Source organism: Pseudomonas sp. 18173 (genome assembly GCF_050432945.1).
Classification (GTDB): Bacteria; Pseudomonadota; Gammaproteobacteria; order Pseudomonadales; family Pseudomonadaceae; genus Aquipseudomonas.
The window spans coordinates 24,129-40,088 of record NZ_JBKFTN010000031.1; the positions used below are offsets into that span (position 1 = coordinate 24,129).

Annotated in this window: 14 protein-coding genes and 1 pseudogene; 11 read left to right on the forward strand and 4 right to left on the reverse strand. The window is 63.2% G+C overall.

The genetic code is table 11. From position 1 onward, the window contains the following. The first annotated feature begins 164 nt into the window (after nt 1–164). The 9 genes from ACLD1X_RS26090 to ACLD1X_RS26130 all read left to right on the forward strand — a co-directional run bounded on the left by ACLD1X_RS26090 (nt 165) and on the right by ACLD1X_RS26130 (nt 9,673). Nucleotides 165–1,190 (forward strand): ABC transporter ATP-binding protein, encoded by a 1,026-nt coding sequence (locus tag ACLD1X_RS26090; protein ID WP_429372685.1) that lies wholly within the window; start codon nt 165–167, stop codon nt 1,188–1,190. Continuing rightward, nucleotides 1,187–2,056 carry an ABC transporter permease gene (locus tag ACLD1X_RS26095; RefSeq protein WP_429372688.1) on the forward strand — a complete coding sequence of 290 codons (870 nt, stop codon included), beginning with the start codon at nt 1,187–1,189 and terminating at the stop codon, nt 2,054–2,056. Before ACLD1X_RS26090 ends, ACLD1X_RS26095 begins: the two co-directional genes overlap by 4 nt. Before the next feature lie 6 nt (nt 2,057–2,062). Then, nucleotides 2,063–2,857: an ABC transporter permease gene (locus tag ACLD1X_RS26100; RefSeq protein WP_205887700.1), complete on the forward strand. Its 795-nt coding sequence runs from the start codon at nt 2,063–2,065 to the stop codon at nt 2,855–2,857. Between the two features lie 7 nt (nt 2,858–2,864). Continuing rightward, nucleotides 2,865–3,155, forward strand: a complete 291-nt coding sequence (locus ACLD1X_RS26105) for a (2Fe-2S)-binding protein (RefSeq protein ID WP_429372690.1) — start codon at nt 2,865–2,867, stop codon at nt 3,153–3,155. A 160-nt stretch (nt 3,156–3,315) separates the two neighbouring features. Beyond that, nucleotides 3,316–4,671 (forward strand): FAD-dependent oxidoreductase, encoded by a 1,356-nt coding sequence (locus ACLD1X_RS26110; protein ID WP_429372692.1) that lies wholly within the window; start codon nt 3,316–3,318, stop codon nt 4,669–4,671. After that, nucleotides 4,668–5,783, forward strand: a complete 1,116-nt coding sequence (locus tag ACLD1X_RS26115; protein WP_429372694.1) for an NAD(P)/FAD-dependent oxidoreductase — start codon at nt 4,668–4,670, stop codon at nt 5,781–5,783. Before ACLD1X_RS26110 ends, ACLD1X_RS26115 begins: the two co-directional genes overlap by 4 nt. A gap of 18 nt (nt 5,784–5,801) precedes the next feature. Continuing rightward, entirely contained in the window at nt 5,802–6,848 is a 1,047-nt protein-coding gene (locus tag ACLD1X_RS26120; RefSeq protein ID WP_429372696.1) for an ABC transporter substrate-binding protein, read from the forward strand. 250 nt (nt 6,849–7,098) lie between these two features. Further along, nucleotides 7,099–8,223: a cell division protein ZapE gene (zapE, locus tag ACLD1X_RS26125; protein WP_429372698.1), complete on the forward strand. Its 1,125-nt coding sequence runs from the start codon at nt 7,099–7,101 to the stop codon at nt 8,221–8,223. A gap of 130 nt (nt 8,224–8,353) precedes the next feature. After that, a complete protein-coding gene (locus tag ACLD1X_RS26130; protein ID WP_429372700.1) occupies nt 8,354–9,673 on the forward strand; it encodes a leucine-rich repeat-containing protein kinase family protein in 1,320 nt (439 codons plus the stop codon). A 124-nt stretch (nt 9,674–9,797) separates the two neighbouring features. Here ACLD1X_RS26130 and ACLD1X_RS26135 read toward each other — a convergent pair whose 3' ends face one another. Then, nucleotides 9,798–10,502, reverse strand: coding sequence for a YebC/PmpR family DNA-binding transcriptional regulator (locus ACLD1X_RS26135; RefSeq protein WP_008020881.1), 705 nt, complete (start codon nt 10,500–10,502; stop codon nt 9,798–9,800). Nucleotides 10,503–10,726: 224 nt separating this feature from the next. On the opposite strand from ACLD1X_RS26135, the gene ACLD1X_RS26140 reads away from it, so the two are divergent. Beyond that, nucleotides 10,727–12,148, forward strand: a complete 1,422-nt coding sequence (locus ACLD1X_RS26140; protein WP_429372733.1) for a type VI secretion system Vgr family protein — start codon at nt 10,727–10,729, stop codon at nt 12,146–12,148. Nucleotides 12,149–12,178: 30 nt separating this feature from the next. Here ACLD1X_RS26140 and ACLD1X_RS26145 read toward each other — a convergent pair. Together ACLD1X_RS26145 and ACLD1X_RS26150 are read right to left on the reverse strand one after the other, a co-directional pair. Next, nucleotides 12,179–12,394 (reverse strand): annotated as a pseudogene (locus ACLD1X_RS26145) (FAD-dependent oxidoreductase); the annotation flags it as partial. Nucleotides 12,395–12,495: 101 nt separating this feature from the next. Beyond that, complete coding sequence (locus ACLD1X_RS26150) at nt 12,496–13,821, reverse strand: MFS transporter (protein WP_429372703.1); 1,326 nt, start codon at nt 13,819–13,821, stop codon at nt 12,496–12,498. A 268-nt stretch (nt 13,822–14,089) separates the two neighbouring features. Between ACLD1X_RS26150 and ACLD1X_RS26155 the strand changes: the two genes are divergently transcribed. Next, a complete protein-coding gene (locus ACLD1X_RS26155) occupies nt 14,090–14,962 on the forward strand; it encodes a LysR family transcriptional regulator (protein WP_429372705.1) in 873 nt (290 codons plus the stop codon). A gap of 121 nt (nt 14,963–15,083) precedes the next feature. Here the strand turns inward: ACLD1X_RS26155 and ACLD1X_RS26160 are convergent, their stop codons facing one another. Next, a complete protein-coding gene (locus tag ACLD1X_RS26160; protein ID WP_429372706.1) occupies nt 15,084–15,947 on the reverse strand; it encodes a LysR substrate-binding domain-containing protein in 864 nt (287 codons plus the stop codon). Nucleotides 15,948–15,960 lie beyond the last annotated feature (13 nt).

Below are 15,960 nucleotides of genomic sequence, written 5' to 3' on the forward strand. Positions count from 1 at the left end.
CCTAGTCTTCGTCCTAATCTGCGTCCAGACAGGGGCGATTCGAACAACAGCGGCAGCCGACTCAAGTCGAGCGCCAACGCACCCCGGCAACATTTTTCGTATCTGCCCATACAAGAAAGCGCGCCTGCGGGCGACGCATAACAATCTCAGGTGGAGGCGCACTCATGGCTTTTGTGCAACTTGAAAAACTCGGCAAACGCTACGGTGAAATCGACGCCGTGGTCGCCACTGACCTCTCGGTGGAGAAAGGCGAGTTCGTTTCCCTGCTCGGCCCCTCCGGATGCGGCAAAACCACCACCCTGCAAATGATCGCCGGCTTCGTCGAAGTCACCAGCGGGCGCATTGTCCTGGACGGTCGTGACATCACCCATGCCAAGCCCGCCAGCCGTGGCCTGGGCGTGGTGTTCCAGAGTTACGCGCTGTTCCCGCACATGACCGTCAAGGACAACGTCGCCTTCGGCCTGCGCATGCGCAAGGTGCCGAACGCCGAGATCCAGCAGCGGGTCGAGCGGGTGCTCAAGCTGGTGCGCCTGCATCAGCATGCCGAGCGTTATCCTCGGGAGCTGTCCGGCGGCCAGCGCCAGCGCGTCGCCCTGGCCCGGGCATTGGTGATCCAGCCGCCGGTGCTGCTGCTCGATGAACCGCTGTCCAACCTTGATGCCAATCTGCGCGAAGAGATGCAATTCGAGATCCGCCGCATCCAGCGCGAAGTCGGCATTACCACGTTGATGGTCACCCACGACCAGTCCGAAGCCCTGTCGATCAGCGACCGCGTGGTGGTGATGCAGGCCGGGCGCATCACCCAGATCGACGCGCCCTACACCCTCTACGAACACCCGCGTACCGAGTTCATTTCCGGGTTCGTCGGCAAAGCCAACCTGCTGCCCGGTGAACGTGACACGACCGGTGTGGTTCAGGTGTGCGGACGTGGCGATGGCGACCTGACCCTGAGCCTGCGTCCGGAAAAAATCGATCTGCGCGAGGCTGGCGTTGGTCGCCTGCAAGGCAAGGTCAGCAGTCGCTTCTTCCTCGGTAGCCAATGGCTGTACGGCGTGTCGACGACCCTCGGTGAACTCTGCGTGGTGCGCCGCAACGACGGCTCGGCGCCACTGAGCGAAGGCACGGCGGTCGGCCTGGACTGGGACGCGGCACTGTTGCGGGTGCTGAGTGTCGACGAGGTGACGGCATGAGTGCACTCGCCGCCATCCGCCAGGGGCGCCAGGGCTACCTGCTGTCGGCACCCGCCCTGGCGCTCTATGTCAGCCTGCTGGTGATCCCGTTGATGCTGACGCTGCTGTTGTCGTTCAACGTCTTCGACTACGGCTCGGGGATCAAGGGCGACGCCTACACCATCGACCACTACGGCAGCCTGCTGGGCGACCCGTACTTCTACGAGATCTTCCTGCGCACCCTGTGGATCAGCGCGCTGACCACCCTGCTCTGCGTGCTGATCGGCGTGCCCGAGGCGTACATCCTCAGCCGCATGGGCACGCCCTGGCGTTCGATTTTCCTGATCCTGATCCTCACCCCGCTGCTGATTTCGGTGGTGGTGCGCGCCTTCGGCTGGAGCCTGTTGCTCGGCGCCGATGGCCTGGTCAATCAGGTCCTGCAAGCGCTCGGCGGCTCACCGATGAAACTGCTCTACACGCCGTTCGCGGTAGTGATTGCGCTGGTTCACGTGATGCTGCCGTTCATGATCATTCCGGTGTGGACCTCGCTGCAGAAGCTTGACCCGGCCGCCGAGCAAGCCGCGCTGTCGCTGGGCGCCAGCCACTTCACGGTGATTCGCCAGGTGGTGTTGCCGCAGGTCATGCCCGGCATCCTGTCCGGCACCCTGATCGTGTTCGGCCTCGCCGCCAGTTCCTTCGCCATTCCCGGCCTGCTCGGCGGACGCCGCCTGAAGATGGTCGCCACGCTGATCTACGACCAGTACCTGTCGGAGCTCAACTGGCCCATGGGCGCGAGCATCGCCGTGGCCCTGCTGCTCATCAACCTGCTGATCATGCTGTCGTGGAACCGCATGATCGAAGGCCGCTACAAGAAGTCATTGGGATAATTCGTCATGTCCAGGAACGGTCCTTTCGCCCTGCTGTTTCATGCCCTTGTGGTGTTGTTCATGCTCGCACCGCTGGTGGTGGTGTGCCTGGTGGCCTTCACTCCGGAGAACACCCTGAGCCTGCCGACCACCGAGTTTTCCCTACGCTGGTTCCGGGCGGTGTTCGAGCGTGCCGACTTTGTCGACGCGTTCTACAACAGCCTGATCCTGGCGTTCAGCGCGGCCAGCCTGGCGACGCTGATCGCGGTGCCGGCGGCGCTGGCGATCACCCGTTTCGAATTCCCCGGCCGGGATTTTTTCAACGGGCTGTTTCTGTCGCCGATCATCATTCCGCACCTGGTACTGGGTGTGGCGCTGCTGCGCTTGTTTGCGCTGATGGGGGTCAACGGCAGCTTTGCCTGGCTGATCTTCGCCCATGTGCTGGTGATCACCCCGTACGTACTGCGACTGGTGCTGGCCTCGGCCATCGGCCTGGACCGCAGCGCCGAACACGCCGCGCAATCGCTGGGCGCCGGACGTTTCACGCTGTTCCGCCAGATCACCTTGCCGATGATCCTGCCGGGGGTCGCCGGGGGCTGGCTGCTGGCGTTCATCAACAGTTTCGACGAAGTCACCCTGTCGATCTTCGTCACCTCGCCGGCCACGCAGACCCTGCCGGTGCGCATGTACGTCTACGCCACCGAATCCATCGATCCGATGATGGCGGCGGTGTCGGCGCTGGTCATCGCGCTGACCGCGCTGACCATGATTCTGCTCGACCGGGTGTATGGCCTGGATCGGGTCCTGGTGGGCAAACAATGAGGGCGCCATGGCTCTGCTGAAACGACTGGCCGAAGGCGATCGCCCGGTCCTGGACTTTACCCTCGACGGCCAACCGGCCAGCGGTTTGCTCGGCGACACCGTGCTGACCGCGGTGCTGACCTGCAGCGAACACCTGCGCGGCAGCGACTTCAGCGCCGAACCGCGCGCCGGCTTCTGCCTGATGGGCGCCTGCCAGGACTGCTGGGTGCGCCTGGGCGACGGCCGCCGGGTACGCGCCTGCTCGACCTTGCTGGAAGACGGGCAACACATCAACCGCGAGCCGGGGCGATCCGTATGAACGCACATTCCACCTGCAAAAACCCAATCCCCTGTGGGAGCGGCGGTGCGACGATTCGACTTGCTCACGAAAGCGGTCTGTCAGTCAGCCTCTCTGCTGGATGTGCAGCCGTCTTCGCGAGCAAGCCCGCTCCCACAAAAGCACAGCAGCCGAGGTGCGCATGAAACCCGTGGTCATCATCGGCGCCGGCCCTGCCGGTATTCGCGCGGCGCAAACCCTGGTCGCCCACGGTGTTCGCCCGGTGCTGCTGGACGAAGCCGCGCGCGGTGGCGGGCAGATCTATCGGCGCCAGCCGGCCAATTTCAAGCGTTCGCCGGTCAAGCTGTATGGCTTCGAAGCGCGCAAGGCCAGTGCGTTGCACCAGACCATCGACGGGTTGCGCGAGCAGCTCGATTACCGCCCTGAAACCCTGGTATGGAACGCCGAGGATGGCGCCCTCGACACCTTGCGGGACGGACGTGCCGCACGGCTGGAGTTTTCCCGGGTGATCGTCGCCACCGGCGCCACCGACCGGATTCTGCCGGTGCCGGGCTGGACGCTACCCGGGGTCTACAGCCTGGGCGCGGCGCAGATCGCCTTGAAGTTCCAGGGCTGCGCCATCGGCGAGCGCGTGGTGTTTGCCGGCAGCGGTCCGCTGCTGTACCTGGTCGCGTATCAATACGCCAAGGCTGGCGCCAAGGTGGTCGCGGTACTCGACAGCTCTCCCTTCAGTGCCCAGGCTCGCGCCCTGCCCGGACTGCTGTCGCAACCGGCCACATTGGCCAAAGGTATCTATTACCGCGGCTGGCTGACCGCCAACGGCATCCCGGTGCATCAGGGCGCGACCTTGAAACACGTCGAAGGCGAACAACGGGTGCAGGCGCTGATCTGGTCCGACGCAAAAGACCAACATCGACTGCACTGCGATGCCCTCGCCTTCGCCCACGGCCTGCGCAGCGAAACCCAGCTCGCCGACCTGCTCGGCTGCGAATTTGCCTGGAACCCGCTCAACCGCGCCTGGCTGCCACAACGCGATCGCGCCGGGCGCAGCAGCGTCGCCGAGGTGTACCTGGCCGGTGACGGCGCCGGGATCATGGGCGCCGACGCGGCGGAAATGGCCGGCGAGCGCGCCGCATTGGCGCTGCTCGAAGACATCGGTTACGTGATTCCATCACAACGTCCCGCTCAACTGGAACAGGTGCTGGAACGCATCGGCGATTTTCGCCGGGGCCTGGAACGTGCCTTCGCCTTTCCCGAGAACTGGGCCGCCGGCCTCGCCGATGACGTGATGGTCTGCCGCTGCGAAGAAGTCCGCGCCGGCGATATTCGTGAAGTGGTGCGCGAGGGCCACTGGGAATTCAATCGGGTCAAGGCCCATTGCCGGGTCGGCATGGGCCGTTGTCAGGGGCGGATGTGTGGCGCGGCCGCAGCGGAGATCATTGCCTGTGAAAGTGGGCGTGCCCTGTCCGACATCGGCCGGCTGCGGGCCCAGGCCCCGATCAAACCGCTGCCCTTTGGCCTGGAGATTGACGCATGAGCGAAGTCGACGCAGTGATCATCGGCGGTGGCATTGTCGGTGCATCAGCGGCGCTGTTTCTCGGCAAGGCCGGACGTCGTGTGGTGCTGCTGGAGCGCGACTTCTGCGGTTCGCATTCCAGCGGCGTCAACTACGGTGGTGTTCGCCGCCAGGGCCGACCGTTGTCGCAATTGCCGCTGTCGCAATGTGCCCACGCCATCTGGGCGCAGCTGCCGCAATTGATCGGCATCGACGGTGAATATCAACGCAGCGGCCACCTGAAACTCGCCCGCAGTCCAGACGATTTGCGTGCCCTGCAAGACTACGCCGCCAACAGCCAGGGCTTCGGCCTCGACTTGCAGGTGCTTGATCGCACCGAACTGCGCAGGCGTTTTCCATGGGTGGGGGACGTTGCGGTCGGCGCCTCTTATTGCCCGGATGACGGTCACGCCAACCCGCGCCTGGTGTCCCCTGCGTTCGCCCGGGCAGCGCGGCGCCACGGTGTGCAGGTACATGAGCAATGCGCGGTCACTGCCGTGGAACACGACGGCCAGCGCTTTCGCGTGCGCACGCATACCGGCCTGGAACTGCACGCGCCCTGGTTGTTGAACTGCGCCGGGGCCTGGGCCGGCAGCCTGGCCGCGCAGTTCGGCGAGCCGGTGCCGATGCACTCCGGCCACCCGGCAATGCTGGTCACCGAGCCCTTGCCGCTGGTGATGGATGCCAGCACCGGTGTCGAGGGTGGCGGCATTTATGCACGTCAGGTCGCACGCGGCAATTGCGTGTTGGGCGGCGGTCAGGGTTTTGCCCTCGACGACACCCGCGCCCGCCCCGGTCAAGGCGCCGTGCTGGAAATCCTGCGCCAGGCCGTCGAGCTCTACCCGTTTCTGCAAGGCGCCCAGGCGATACGCACCTGGAGCGGCACTGAAGGTTATCTGCCCGATCGCCAACCGGTGATCGGCCACAGCCGTACCCAGCCAGGTCTGTTGCATGCGTTCGGCTTTGCCGGCGCCGGTTTCCAGATCGGCCCGGCGGTGGGCCAGGCGCTCACCGAGATCATCTGTAGCGGCGCGTCAAAGACGTCGCTGGATGCGTTTTCCATCACCCGGTTTCACTCCATCTCCGTAGCTTGATAGAGGAAGGTCGCGCCAATGAAAAACCTCAAACGCAACGCACTGCTCGGTTTGTCCTGCATGAGCGCCCTGCTCACCATCACCCAGGCCCACGCCGAGCCGACGCTTTACCTGGGCATGAACGGCGGGACCATGGAGCGGTTGTACGCCGACAAGGTACTGCCGGCTTTCGAGAAGGCCAACAACGTCAAGGTGGTGATCGTGCCCGGCACCTCAGCCGATATCCTGGCCAAGGTCCAGGCCAGCAAGGGCAACCCGCAGATGCACGTGATGTTCCTCGACGACGGCATCATGTACCGCGCCATTGCCATGGGCCTGTGCGACAAACTCCAGGACAACCCGACCCTCGCGCAAATTCCGGCCAAGGGGCGCATCAAGGATGAAGCGGTGGCCGTCAGCCTCGGCGTCACCGGGCTGGCGTACAACACACGCCTGTTCAAGGAAAAAGGCTGGACTGCGCCGACTTCATGGATGGACATGGCCGATCCTCGATACAAGGACAAGGTTGTGTTCCAGTCGATGGCCTCCTCTACCTTCGGCCTGCACGGTTTCCTGATGTTCAACCGGATTCAGGGCGGTAGCGAAACCAACGTCGATCCGGGCTTCAAGGCCTGGCCAGACACCGTCGGGCGCAACGTGCTGGAATATATTCCGAGCTCGGCAAAGATTTCAGAAATGCTCCAGACCGACGAAGCGGCGCTGTTTCCGCTGACACCGACCCAGGTCACCGCGCTGAAACTCAAAGGCATGCCGGTGGAATACGCACAACCGAAGGAAGGCGCCGTGGTGCTCAACGTCGCCGAATGCGCCATCGCCAACAACACGCAACCGGAACTGGCGCAGAAACTCGCCGCGTTCCTGCTCACCCCCGAAGCCCAGGCCGCCGCGCTTGAAGACGGTGACCAGATTCCTTCCAACCCTAATACCCCGACCTCCGACCGCACCCGCGGCCAGGTCGAAGCGATGAAACAATATCTGCAGACGGCGATCGCGGTGGATTGGGACCAGGTCAACGAACAGCGCCCGGCGTGGAATGCGCGGTGGAACCGGAGTATCGAGCGCTAGAAAGCGATCGCGTAAACGACGCGGCTCCCTGTAGGAGCGAGCCTGCTCGCGATGGACGTCAACAATAACGCGTACTGTCTGAATGAACGCGTTGCCCAGACGTTTTTCGCAAGCAAGCTCGCTCCTGCAGTGCCCCGTCGTATCAGTGGAGATTCGCGCGCTGACACCGCTGGAAGCAAATTCCCTGCTCTGGTTACACTATGCCGCCGCAGCTCGGAGAGCCTGCCCGCAGACCAGAGGTGATATCCCAGTGGCCGTTCGACCACCCAATCGTTCGCGAATCCAGTCGCGCTGGCAATCGTTACGTCGCCTTCTCGGCAAGGCACCGGCTGCCGGCAGCGTCGCGGCAGGCCAGGTCATTCGCGACTACTTTCGCCTCCAGGCGCATTCCCGGGGCTACACACTCAGTCATAGCCAGCAGCGCGTGATCGACTGCATGGCCCTGCAGGCTTGCAAACTGGTGGATGTTGCACCGTCCCCCCTTCCCGGCCTGTACCTGCATGGTGCCGTGGGGCGCGGCAAGAGCTGGCTGCTCGACGGTTTTTTCCGGGCCATTCCCCTCGTGGAAAAACGACGCCTGCACTTCCATCAGTTTTTCGCCCAACTGCACCAGGGCATGTTCGAACACCGCGAGCATGCCGACGCCCTGGAGATGACCCTCGACGCGCTGCTCAGCGATTGCCGGGTGCTGTGTTTCGATGAGTTCCATGTGCACGACATCGGTGATGCGATGCTTATCACCCGGTTGTTCAAGGCACTGTTCCAGCGCGGCATCCTGTTGCTGGTCACCTCCAACTACCCGCCCGAAGGCCTGCTGCCCAATCCGCTGTACCATGCCCGCTTCAAACCGGTGATCGACTTGATCAATGCGCGCATGCAGGTGATGGAAGTCGGCGGTCCGCACGATTATCGCAGTCAGGTCCGCAGCCATGCGCAGCAGCTGTTCACCCAGGGCCATTACGTGTGGCCGGCCAGCGGGGCGCAGCGACGGGCATTGAATCTGCCGGATCGCGGTGCCCCGCCCGTGTCGCTACCGGTGGGCAACCGGTATTTCCAGGCCCGTTTTCGCGATGAGCGACGCATCGGCTTTACCTTCGCCGACCTGTGTGACCAGCCTGTGGCCGTGATGGATTACCTGGAGCTGTGCCGCCGTTTCGATAGCTGGATCATCGATGAACTGCCGCGGCTCGGTGAGTGCTCGATTGCCGCCCAACAGCGCTTCATCAACCTCATCGACGTGCTATACGACCAGGACAAGTACCTGACCCTGCTCGGACAGCACGCCCTGCGTGAAAGCCTGGACGGCGATGCCATCGACCTGGCACGCACCCGCAGTCGATTGGGGCAACTGGTCGAAGTCTGCGAACCGGTCTGATCGATAGCTTTTTGTTGTATTAAAGGGCCTGCTCGCGAAGGCGGCCTGACAGTCGCCACATCTTTCCCGCTATCATGTCGCGCATTTGCGGCGCCACGCGCCTATTCCTTGATCAATGGCGGATCTGTTCATGCATACCCTTGCTCAATTGCGCGCCGGCGAGCTGTCAGGCATCACGCGGCTGGATCTTGTTGAAGGCCTCACCGAATTCCCCCGGGAGATTTTCGACCTGGCGGACTCGCTGGAAGTGCTCAACCTCAGCGGCAATGCCTTGAGCGCCTTGCCGCAGGACTTGCATCGCCTGACCCGTTTGCGCGTGCTGTTCTGTTCCGATAACCGATTCACCGAGTTGCCAGCCTGCCTGGGCCAGTGCGCCGCACTGACGATGATCGGCTTCAAGGCCAACCGCATCGCCCATGTGCCCGCAGCATCGCTTCCGCCGCTGCTGCGCTGGCTGATCCTGACCGACAACTGCATCGAAACCTTGCCGAGCGAACTGGGAGAGCGCCCGTTCCTGCAAAAGCTCATGCTCGCCGGCAACCGTTTGCAAGCGCTGCCGGAGTCGTTGCGCCAGTGCCATCGGCTGGAACTGATCCGTATCGCCGCCAACCAGTTGACCGAGTTGCCGCAATGGCTGCTGGAACTGCCGAGCCTGACCTGGCTGGCGTACGCCGGCAACCCGTTGGAAACCGAAGCCGATGCCGCAGCCCTCGAGGCCACGCCACGCATTGACTGGTCGACATTGCATCTGGAGAAAAAACTCGGGGAAGGTGCGTCGGGGGTGATTCATCAAGCCGCCTGGCAACCGGCCGGCCGGCCATCCGTGGCCGTTGCGGTGAAGCTGTACAAGGGCGAAATGACCAGCGACGGTTCGCCATTGCACGAGATGAACGCCTGCATCACCGCCGGCCTGCACCCGAACCTGATTCGCGTCGAAGGGCGAATTGTCGATCATCCGCAGCAAACCGCCGGGCTGGTGATGCAACTGATCGCACCGAGTTACCGCAACCTTGCCGCGCTGCCGAGCCTGGCGTCGTGCAGCCGCGACATATACCCCGACGACTTGCGCTTCAGTGCTGGCGTGGCGCTGCGCATAGCCTCGGGCATTGCCTCGGTGGCCGAACACCTGCACGGCCATGGCATCACCCATGGCGATCTCTATGGGCACAACATTCTGTGGAATGAACAGGGTGATTGCCTGCTGGGGGACTTTGGCGCGGCGTCGTTCCACGCGATTTCCGACAGCCTTGAAAGCCGTGCCTTGCAGCGGATCGAGGTGCGGGCGTTCGGGGTGTTGCTGGGGGAGTTGCTGGAGCGGATCGACTCGGGGCTGAGCGATGAACTGCGTGGGGCGCTGGAAGACCTGCAACAGCGTTGCTGTCAGCCACAGGTGCTGGCGCGGCCGGGGTTCAGCGAGATCGTTCAGGAGTTGGCTGTTTTCAAGAGTTAATACAAATCTGTGGCGAGGGGGCTTGCCCCCGTTGGACGGCAAAGCCGTCCCAAAAGCGACGGCTGCTGCGCAACCGAACGGGGGGCAAGCCCCCTCGCCACAAGTCAGATCCAGGCCAGTTCGATCAACCCGCCAACCCGACAAACATGTCCTGCACGTCGTCGTGGTTATCAAGGCCTTCGAGGAACGCTTCGACTTCCGCCATCTGCTCGTCGCTCAGGCCGCTGACCGGGTTTTTCGGCTGGTAGCCCAGTTTGGCCGACAGCACGGTGAAGCCTTGTTCCGGCAGGGCTTTCTGTACTGCATCGAGATCGGTCGGCTCGGTCAGGAACAGGGTTGCACCGTCTTCACCCGGTTCAAAATCCTGTGCACCGGCTTCGATGGCGGCCATTTCCGGATCGGCATCCGGGGTGTCCGGCGATGCTTCGATCATGCCGACATGGTTGAAGTCCCAGGCCACCGAACCGGATGCGCCCAGTTGGCCCTTGCGGAATGCCACGCGGATCTCGGCGACGGTACGGTTGATGTTGTCGGTCACGCATTCAACGATCAACGGCACCTGATGCGGGGCGAAGCCTTCATACGTCACGCGATGGTACTGCACGGTTTCGCCCAGCAGGCCTGCACCTTTCTTGATGGCGCGATCCAGCGTTTCCTTGGGCATCGAGGCTTTCTTGGCCTGTTCGACGACCAGACGCAAGTGTGCGTTGGTAGCAACATCAGCACCGTTACGCGCAGCAATGGTGATTTCCTTCACCAGTTTGCCGAAGATCTTGCCCTTGGCATTGGCTGCCGCTTCTTTGTGTTTAACCTTCCACTGTGCGCCCATTTCTCACTCTCTTATCTGTGGCATCTGTGGCGCCGAGACAAGATTGGCCGGCGCTTTGCGCAAGTTTATACGGCCTAAAGTTGGCAATCGACCAAAAAATCCCGACTGGTATCGACATCTTCACCAGCGGTTGTAGGGCGATTCGGAAATGTCACTTCAGGATGCCCGCAATGCGCTGGGGTTTCGTACGCTTTACACCCTATTCCACGGCAGCGGCGTGTTCGATGCACAACGACAAGGAAAGTCCCACAACCCTGACGCTTCTGGATGACGACCTGAGTTTCCAGGTGGTCCGCTTCAGTGGCCAGGAAGCACTCAACCAGCCCTATCGATTCGACATCGAGGTGATCGGGCTGGCACCGGCCCTGAACCTTGGACGGTTGCTGCACCAACCGGCGTTCCTCGAATTTGGCCAGGAGCAGGGCATTCATGGCGTACTGGACAGCGCCAGCTGTGAACATCGAAGCGCGCACCGGGTCGCTTACAAACTGGTGCTGGTGCCCCGTATCCAGGCGCTGGATCGGCAACGGTGCCGGCGGGTTTTCCAGTGCGCCAGCGTGCCCATGATCCTGCGCCAGTTACTGGAGGAACATGGATTACCCGCCAGCAGCTATCGCTTTGAACTGGCAACCGGGCACTATCCCCCGCGACCTTTTTGCATTCAGTACGAAGAAACCGACCTGGCGTTGCTGCAACGACTGTGCGAGGAAGAAGGCATCCACTATCACTTCGAACATCACCGCGACGGCCATGTCCTGGTGTTGGCCGATGACAGCCTGAGTTTCCCCCAGGAGCCGCTGCTCATGCCGTTGCGCAATGACGACCTCGACGACCATCACGAACCCGTGATCAGCGAATTGTTCCAGCGCCATGACGCTCCGCTCTCCCCCGGGCGCCCAAGTGCCAGGAATCCGGGTGCACCGGACATCGGCGACGGCGCAGCCAATCACTCGTTCGCTGCGGCGAGACATTTTCCCGCTCGCGAACAGCACCATCGCGACCAGCTCAGCCGTCGACAACTGGAACGGTTGCGTTGCCAAAACCTGCAGATCCACGGTCAAAGCAACCAGGGCGCATTACGCAGCGGCCGGATCGTACAGGTGGCCGAGCACCCGCTGGCCAATTTCAACGATCAATGGCTGGTCACCGAAATCCGCCATCAGGGGCATCACGCCTCCATTCTGCTCGACGACACTGCGGGCGTGGCCCCGGGCTACCGCAACCAATTCAGCGCCATTCCGTGGTCGACGGTGTTCAGGCCAGCGCTCAAGCAACCCCGGCCGGGCATCCCCGGGTATCAGCCTGCTCAGATGTGCGGCCCGGCCGGGCAACCGGCGACGGTGGATGAGGATGGCCGGGTTCAGGTGATCCTCTGGCCCGCCACACAATCAGCCAACGGGGTGTCCGAAGGCCTGTGGCTACCGCTGGCACTGACCACCGCCGAGGACTGGATCGACCCGGCCCGCCTACCCGTGGCCGGCAGCGAGGTACTGGTGATTTTCCTCGACAGTGACCCCGATCGCCCGGTGCTCTGTACGGCCATGAGTCCAAGGCCACAACCTCGTCAGCCTCACCCGCGTGAGCCTCGCGGCGATACCCGCCTGCTGTTCGACTGGCTGCTCAGCCGCTCGGACCTTGCGCCCTGACGCTCAGCCCTTGTCAGCCTTTGCGGCCGCAATTTCCTCGAGCAGATCCGGCCGGGGCTCGGTGATCGGCATGTCGCTGGAAACGATCGCCACGCTGCGCTCGAACTGCGGGAACGCCCGGGCCATCCAGGCGTTCATCACCAGTACCACGCGGTCGGCGCGAACGGTGCCGTTGGGGGGTTGAATACCCGCCGGTTTACCCTCTTCCAACCCGGTCATCGCAGTGTTTTCGTGAATTCTCACGCCCGGTTACAGGGCAACCCGGCGCAGGTCTCATGAGTGGAATCTCCAGTCAGTGGCCCACACGCCAGCCTGCCGCGGACGCAGCAGGCCGCGAAGAAGAGGATTCAGGTGCGCAGGGGTTTGATGTTCATCGCCCGATTGGGCACGAAGGGGTAGTTGGTTTTCAGGCCACCCGGGCGGCTGTTCCAGTGCGGAATCAACACCAGTGCCGAGAACATGGCGCAACCGGCGAAGACGATAAACACCGTGACCGAGTCGAAGTAGCCCGGCAGCAAGCCGCCGAGCACCGCCCCCACCGAACCGCAGCCGTTGACGAACCCGGCCGCCGTCGCGCCGGCCTTGGCCGTGCCGAAGTCGATGGCTGCCGCGCCGCTGATCATCGAGTCCGGCCCGTAGAGGGTCAGCCCCATGACGAACAGGAGCGCCACCACCAGGACCACGCTACCGGTGTGCAGGGCACCCATGAACAGCGCCAGGGTCACGGTCAGCGCCAGCAGGCTGAGCACGCAAGCGGGCATGCGCCGGGCGCCGAACAGCTTGTCCGAGGCCAGGCCGATCATGATCGGTCCGAGCAACCCGGCCAGTTCGAACGAGGTCGGAATGATCGCTGCGCCGACCTTGCCCACCGAAGGCATCTGTTCAAAGACGATCACCGGTCCCCACAGCAGAATCGCGTAGCGCGCGGGCTTGAGCATGAAGTACGCCAGCCCCAGCACCAGCACCGTACGGTTGCGCAGGATTTCCTTGAGTGGCCCCCAGAGGCTGACCTTGCTCTGGGCAAGGCTTTCTTCGGCCGTCAGTTCCGGCTCCGGCTCCACGGCGGGCAAGCCCACGTCTTCGGGTTTGTTGCGTTGGAAAATAAAAAACAGCACGGCGACCAGCCCAACCACCGCCGCACTGGAAACAAACGCCGCATGCCAGGTGCCGATGAGCGTATAGGCCCACCACCCGGCAAACGGCGACGCCACGAGACCGCCAAAGGCGTAGCACGAACTCCACAGGCCCAGTACCCGCCCGCGCTGCCCGGCGGGAAAGAAACTGCCGAGGTTCTTGCACAGCCCCGACCAACCGGTGGACTGCGCCAGGCCTTGTATCAGCATGCAGGTAGCGAAAATCGGTAAGGTTGCAAAGTTGCCCATCACCAGCGCCGCACAGGCGGAAATCAGCAACCCGCCCAGCACCACCACCCGCGGGCCGAAGCGGTCGGCAAGGATGCCCCAGGTGAATTGACCGACGGCGTAGGCCGTCAGGTAGATGGCGTCGAGGTTGGCCATGGCCATTTTGTCGAGCATGAAGGTCGGGTCTTCGGCGATGCCGAGCTTGGCCACCGAGAACGCTTTGCGGGTGAAGTAGAAAGCGGCGTAGGCAAGCCAGGTGATCGCGAAGATCTGCACGCGCCAACGCTTGATGGTGCCGATGTGCTTGTTCATTGTGGTTCTGACCTCAGGGTGTGAGTGTGCCGGCAGAATTGGAAGAAAACGCCTGTGTTTTTATTGTTGAGCACTGCGATATCGCCCTGTCCCTACGGCGGATACCGGTCAGATGAGTCCTGTTGTTGCACGCCCAGGCTCATGGCTCCCGTTGCTGTTCGACTGACCAGTCAGCGGGGCTGAGGTAGATAAAAACAATTACTGATTAATAAGTGAAATCGATTTATCGTATTTCCAATATAAGGTCAGCTTGTCACTGGAGATTGCCATGTCGGTTTCCCACGCCCAGCTCAAAGCGTTCCACGCCGTGGCGGTCCATGGAAGCTTTACCAAAGCCGCCGAGCGGCTTTTTCTGACGCAACCGGCGATCTCCGACCAGGTGCGCAAGCTCGAAGAACGCTACGGTGTCTTGCTGTTTCACCGTAACAAGCGCTCGGTGCGCCTGACCGATCTGGGCGAGCGCCTGTTGAGCGTTACCCAGCGGCTTTTTGTGATCGAGGCCGAAGCCCAGGAGCTGCTTCAGGAATCCCAGGCCTTGCAGACCGGCAGCCTGATTCTGGCGGTGGACGCACCGGTGCACGTGCTGCCGCAGATTGCCCGGTTCTGTGAACGCTACCCCGGGATCAGCGTGAAGATCGAAACCGGCAACACCGACGAGTCGCTTTTTCGACTGTTCAACTACCAGGCCGACCTGGCGCTGCTGGGCCGTGACGTCAGCGATGATCGCCTGATTTCCCTGCCCCTGCGCAACGACCCGATGGTGGCGTTCGTGTCGCGCCATCACCCGTGGGCCGACCGCGAATCCATCACCCTCGCGGACCTCGACGACACGCCACTGGTGCTGCGGGAAATCGGCTCGGTGACCCGACAGACCCTGGAAGAGGAAATGCAACGCGCCGGGTTCCGCATCCGCCCGGCGATTCAGGTCGAGGGCCGGGAGGCTGCGCGGGAAGCGGTGGTGGTCGGAATCGGGATCGGGGTGGTGTCGGCAGCCGAGTTTGGCGCGGACTCCAGGGTTTGCGCGCTGCCGATTACCGATTGCGAACGGCGGCTGACTGAAACACTGGTGTGCTTGCGCGAGCAGAGTTCGCGGCGGTTGGTGGCGACGTTTCTGGAGATGGTGCGCGAGAGTCTTGTGTAAGCAGGTCCGGCCCCTTCGCGGGCAAGCCCGCTCCCACAGGTTTTTTCGCCATGCACAGAGTCTGTGAACTGGCATAAATCCCTGTGGGAGCGGGCTTGCCCACGATTGCAGACGACTCGGTTTACCTGACCGGTACCAACCCGAAAAACGCCTGGATCAAGCGCAAATCCCTGCGCCGCTCCATGCACCCGATCATGTGCCGGTTCACCAGCCCCTCGCCAATGATCGGCACCGCCGCCACTCGCGGGTCATGGCTGACCTCCACCGACGACACTACCCCCACCCCCAGTTCGGCGGCCACCGCCTCGGTCACCGCTTCGCGGCTGTCCAGTTCCAGCAACACCCGCGGGTTGACCCGGGCCTGGGCGCAAGCCTCATCGAAGGTGCGCCGGGTGATCGAACTCGGTTCGCGCAGCACCATGATCACCTGATCCAGCTCCTTGAGCTGCACGCCTTTGGTCTTCTGCGCCCAGGGATGCCCATCGGGCACCAGCGCGCAAATCCGTGATTCGCTCAGCGCTTGCAGGTGCAAGCCCTTGCGCGGCTCGACCTCGGTCAGCACCGCCACGTCGGCATGCTCGGACAGCAGCGCCGCCAGGGTTTCCTGGGCGTTGCCCAGGCGCAGGTTCACCGTGATCCCCGGATAGCGTGCGCGCAGGCTGGCGAGCATCGGCATGACCATGTGCGGACCGTCCGCCGCCACCTCCAGGCGTCCGGTCAGCAATTGCCGGTTGGCTTCAAGCATCACCTGCGCCTCTTCGGCCAGGCCGAACATCGCCCGGGTGATGGCCGCCAGCTTGGTGCCCTCCTCCGTCAACTCCACTCGGCGGGCGGTGCGGCGCAACAGGGTGATCTGGTAGTGCTCCTCCAGCGCCTTGATGTGCCCGGTAACCGCCGGCTGGCTGATAAACAACCGCGCCGCCGCCCGGGTAAAGCTGCCTTCGCGCGCCACGGCATCGAAGGCGCGGAGCTGAAACAGGTTCATGAATAACCCTCAC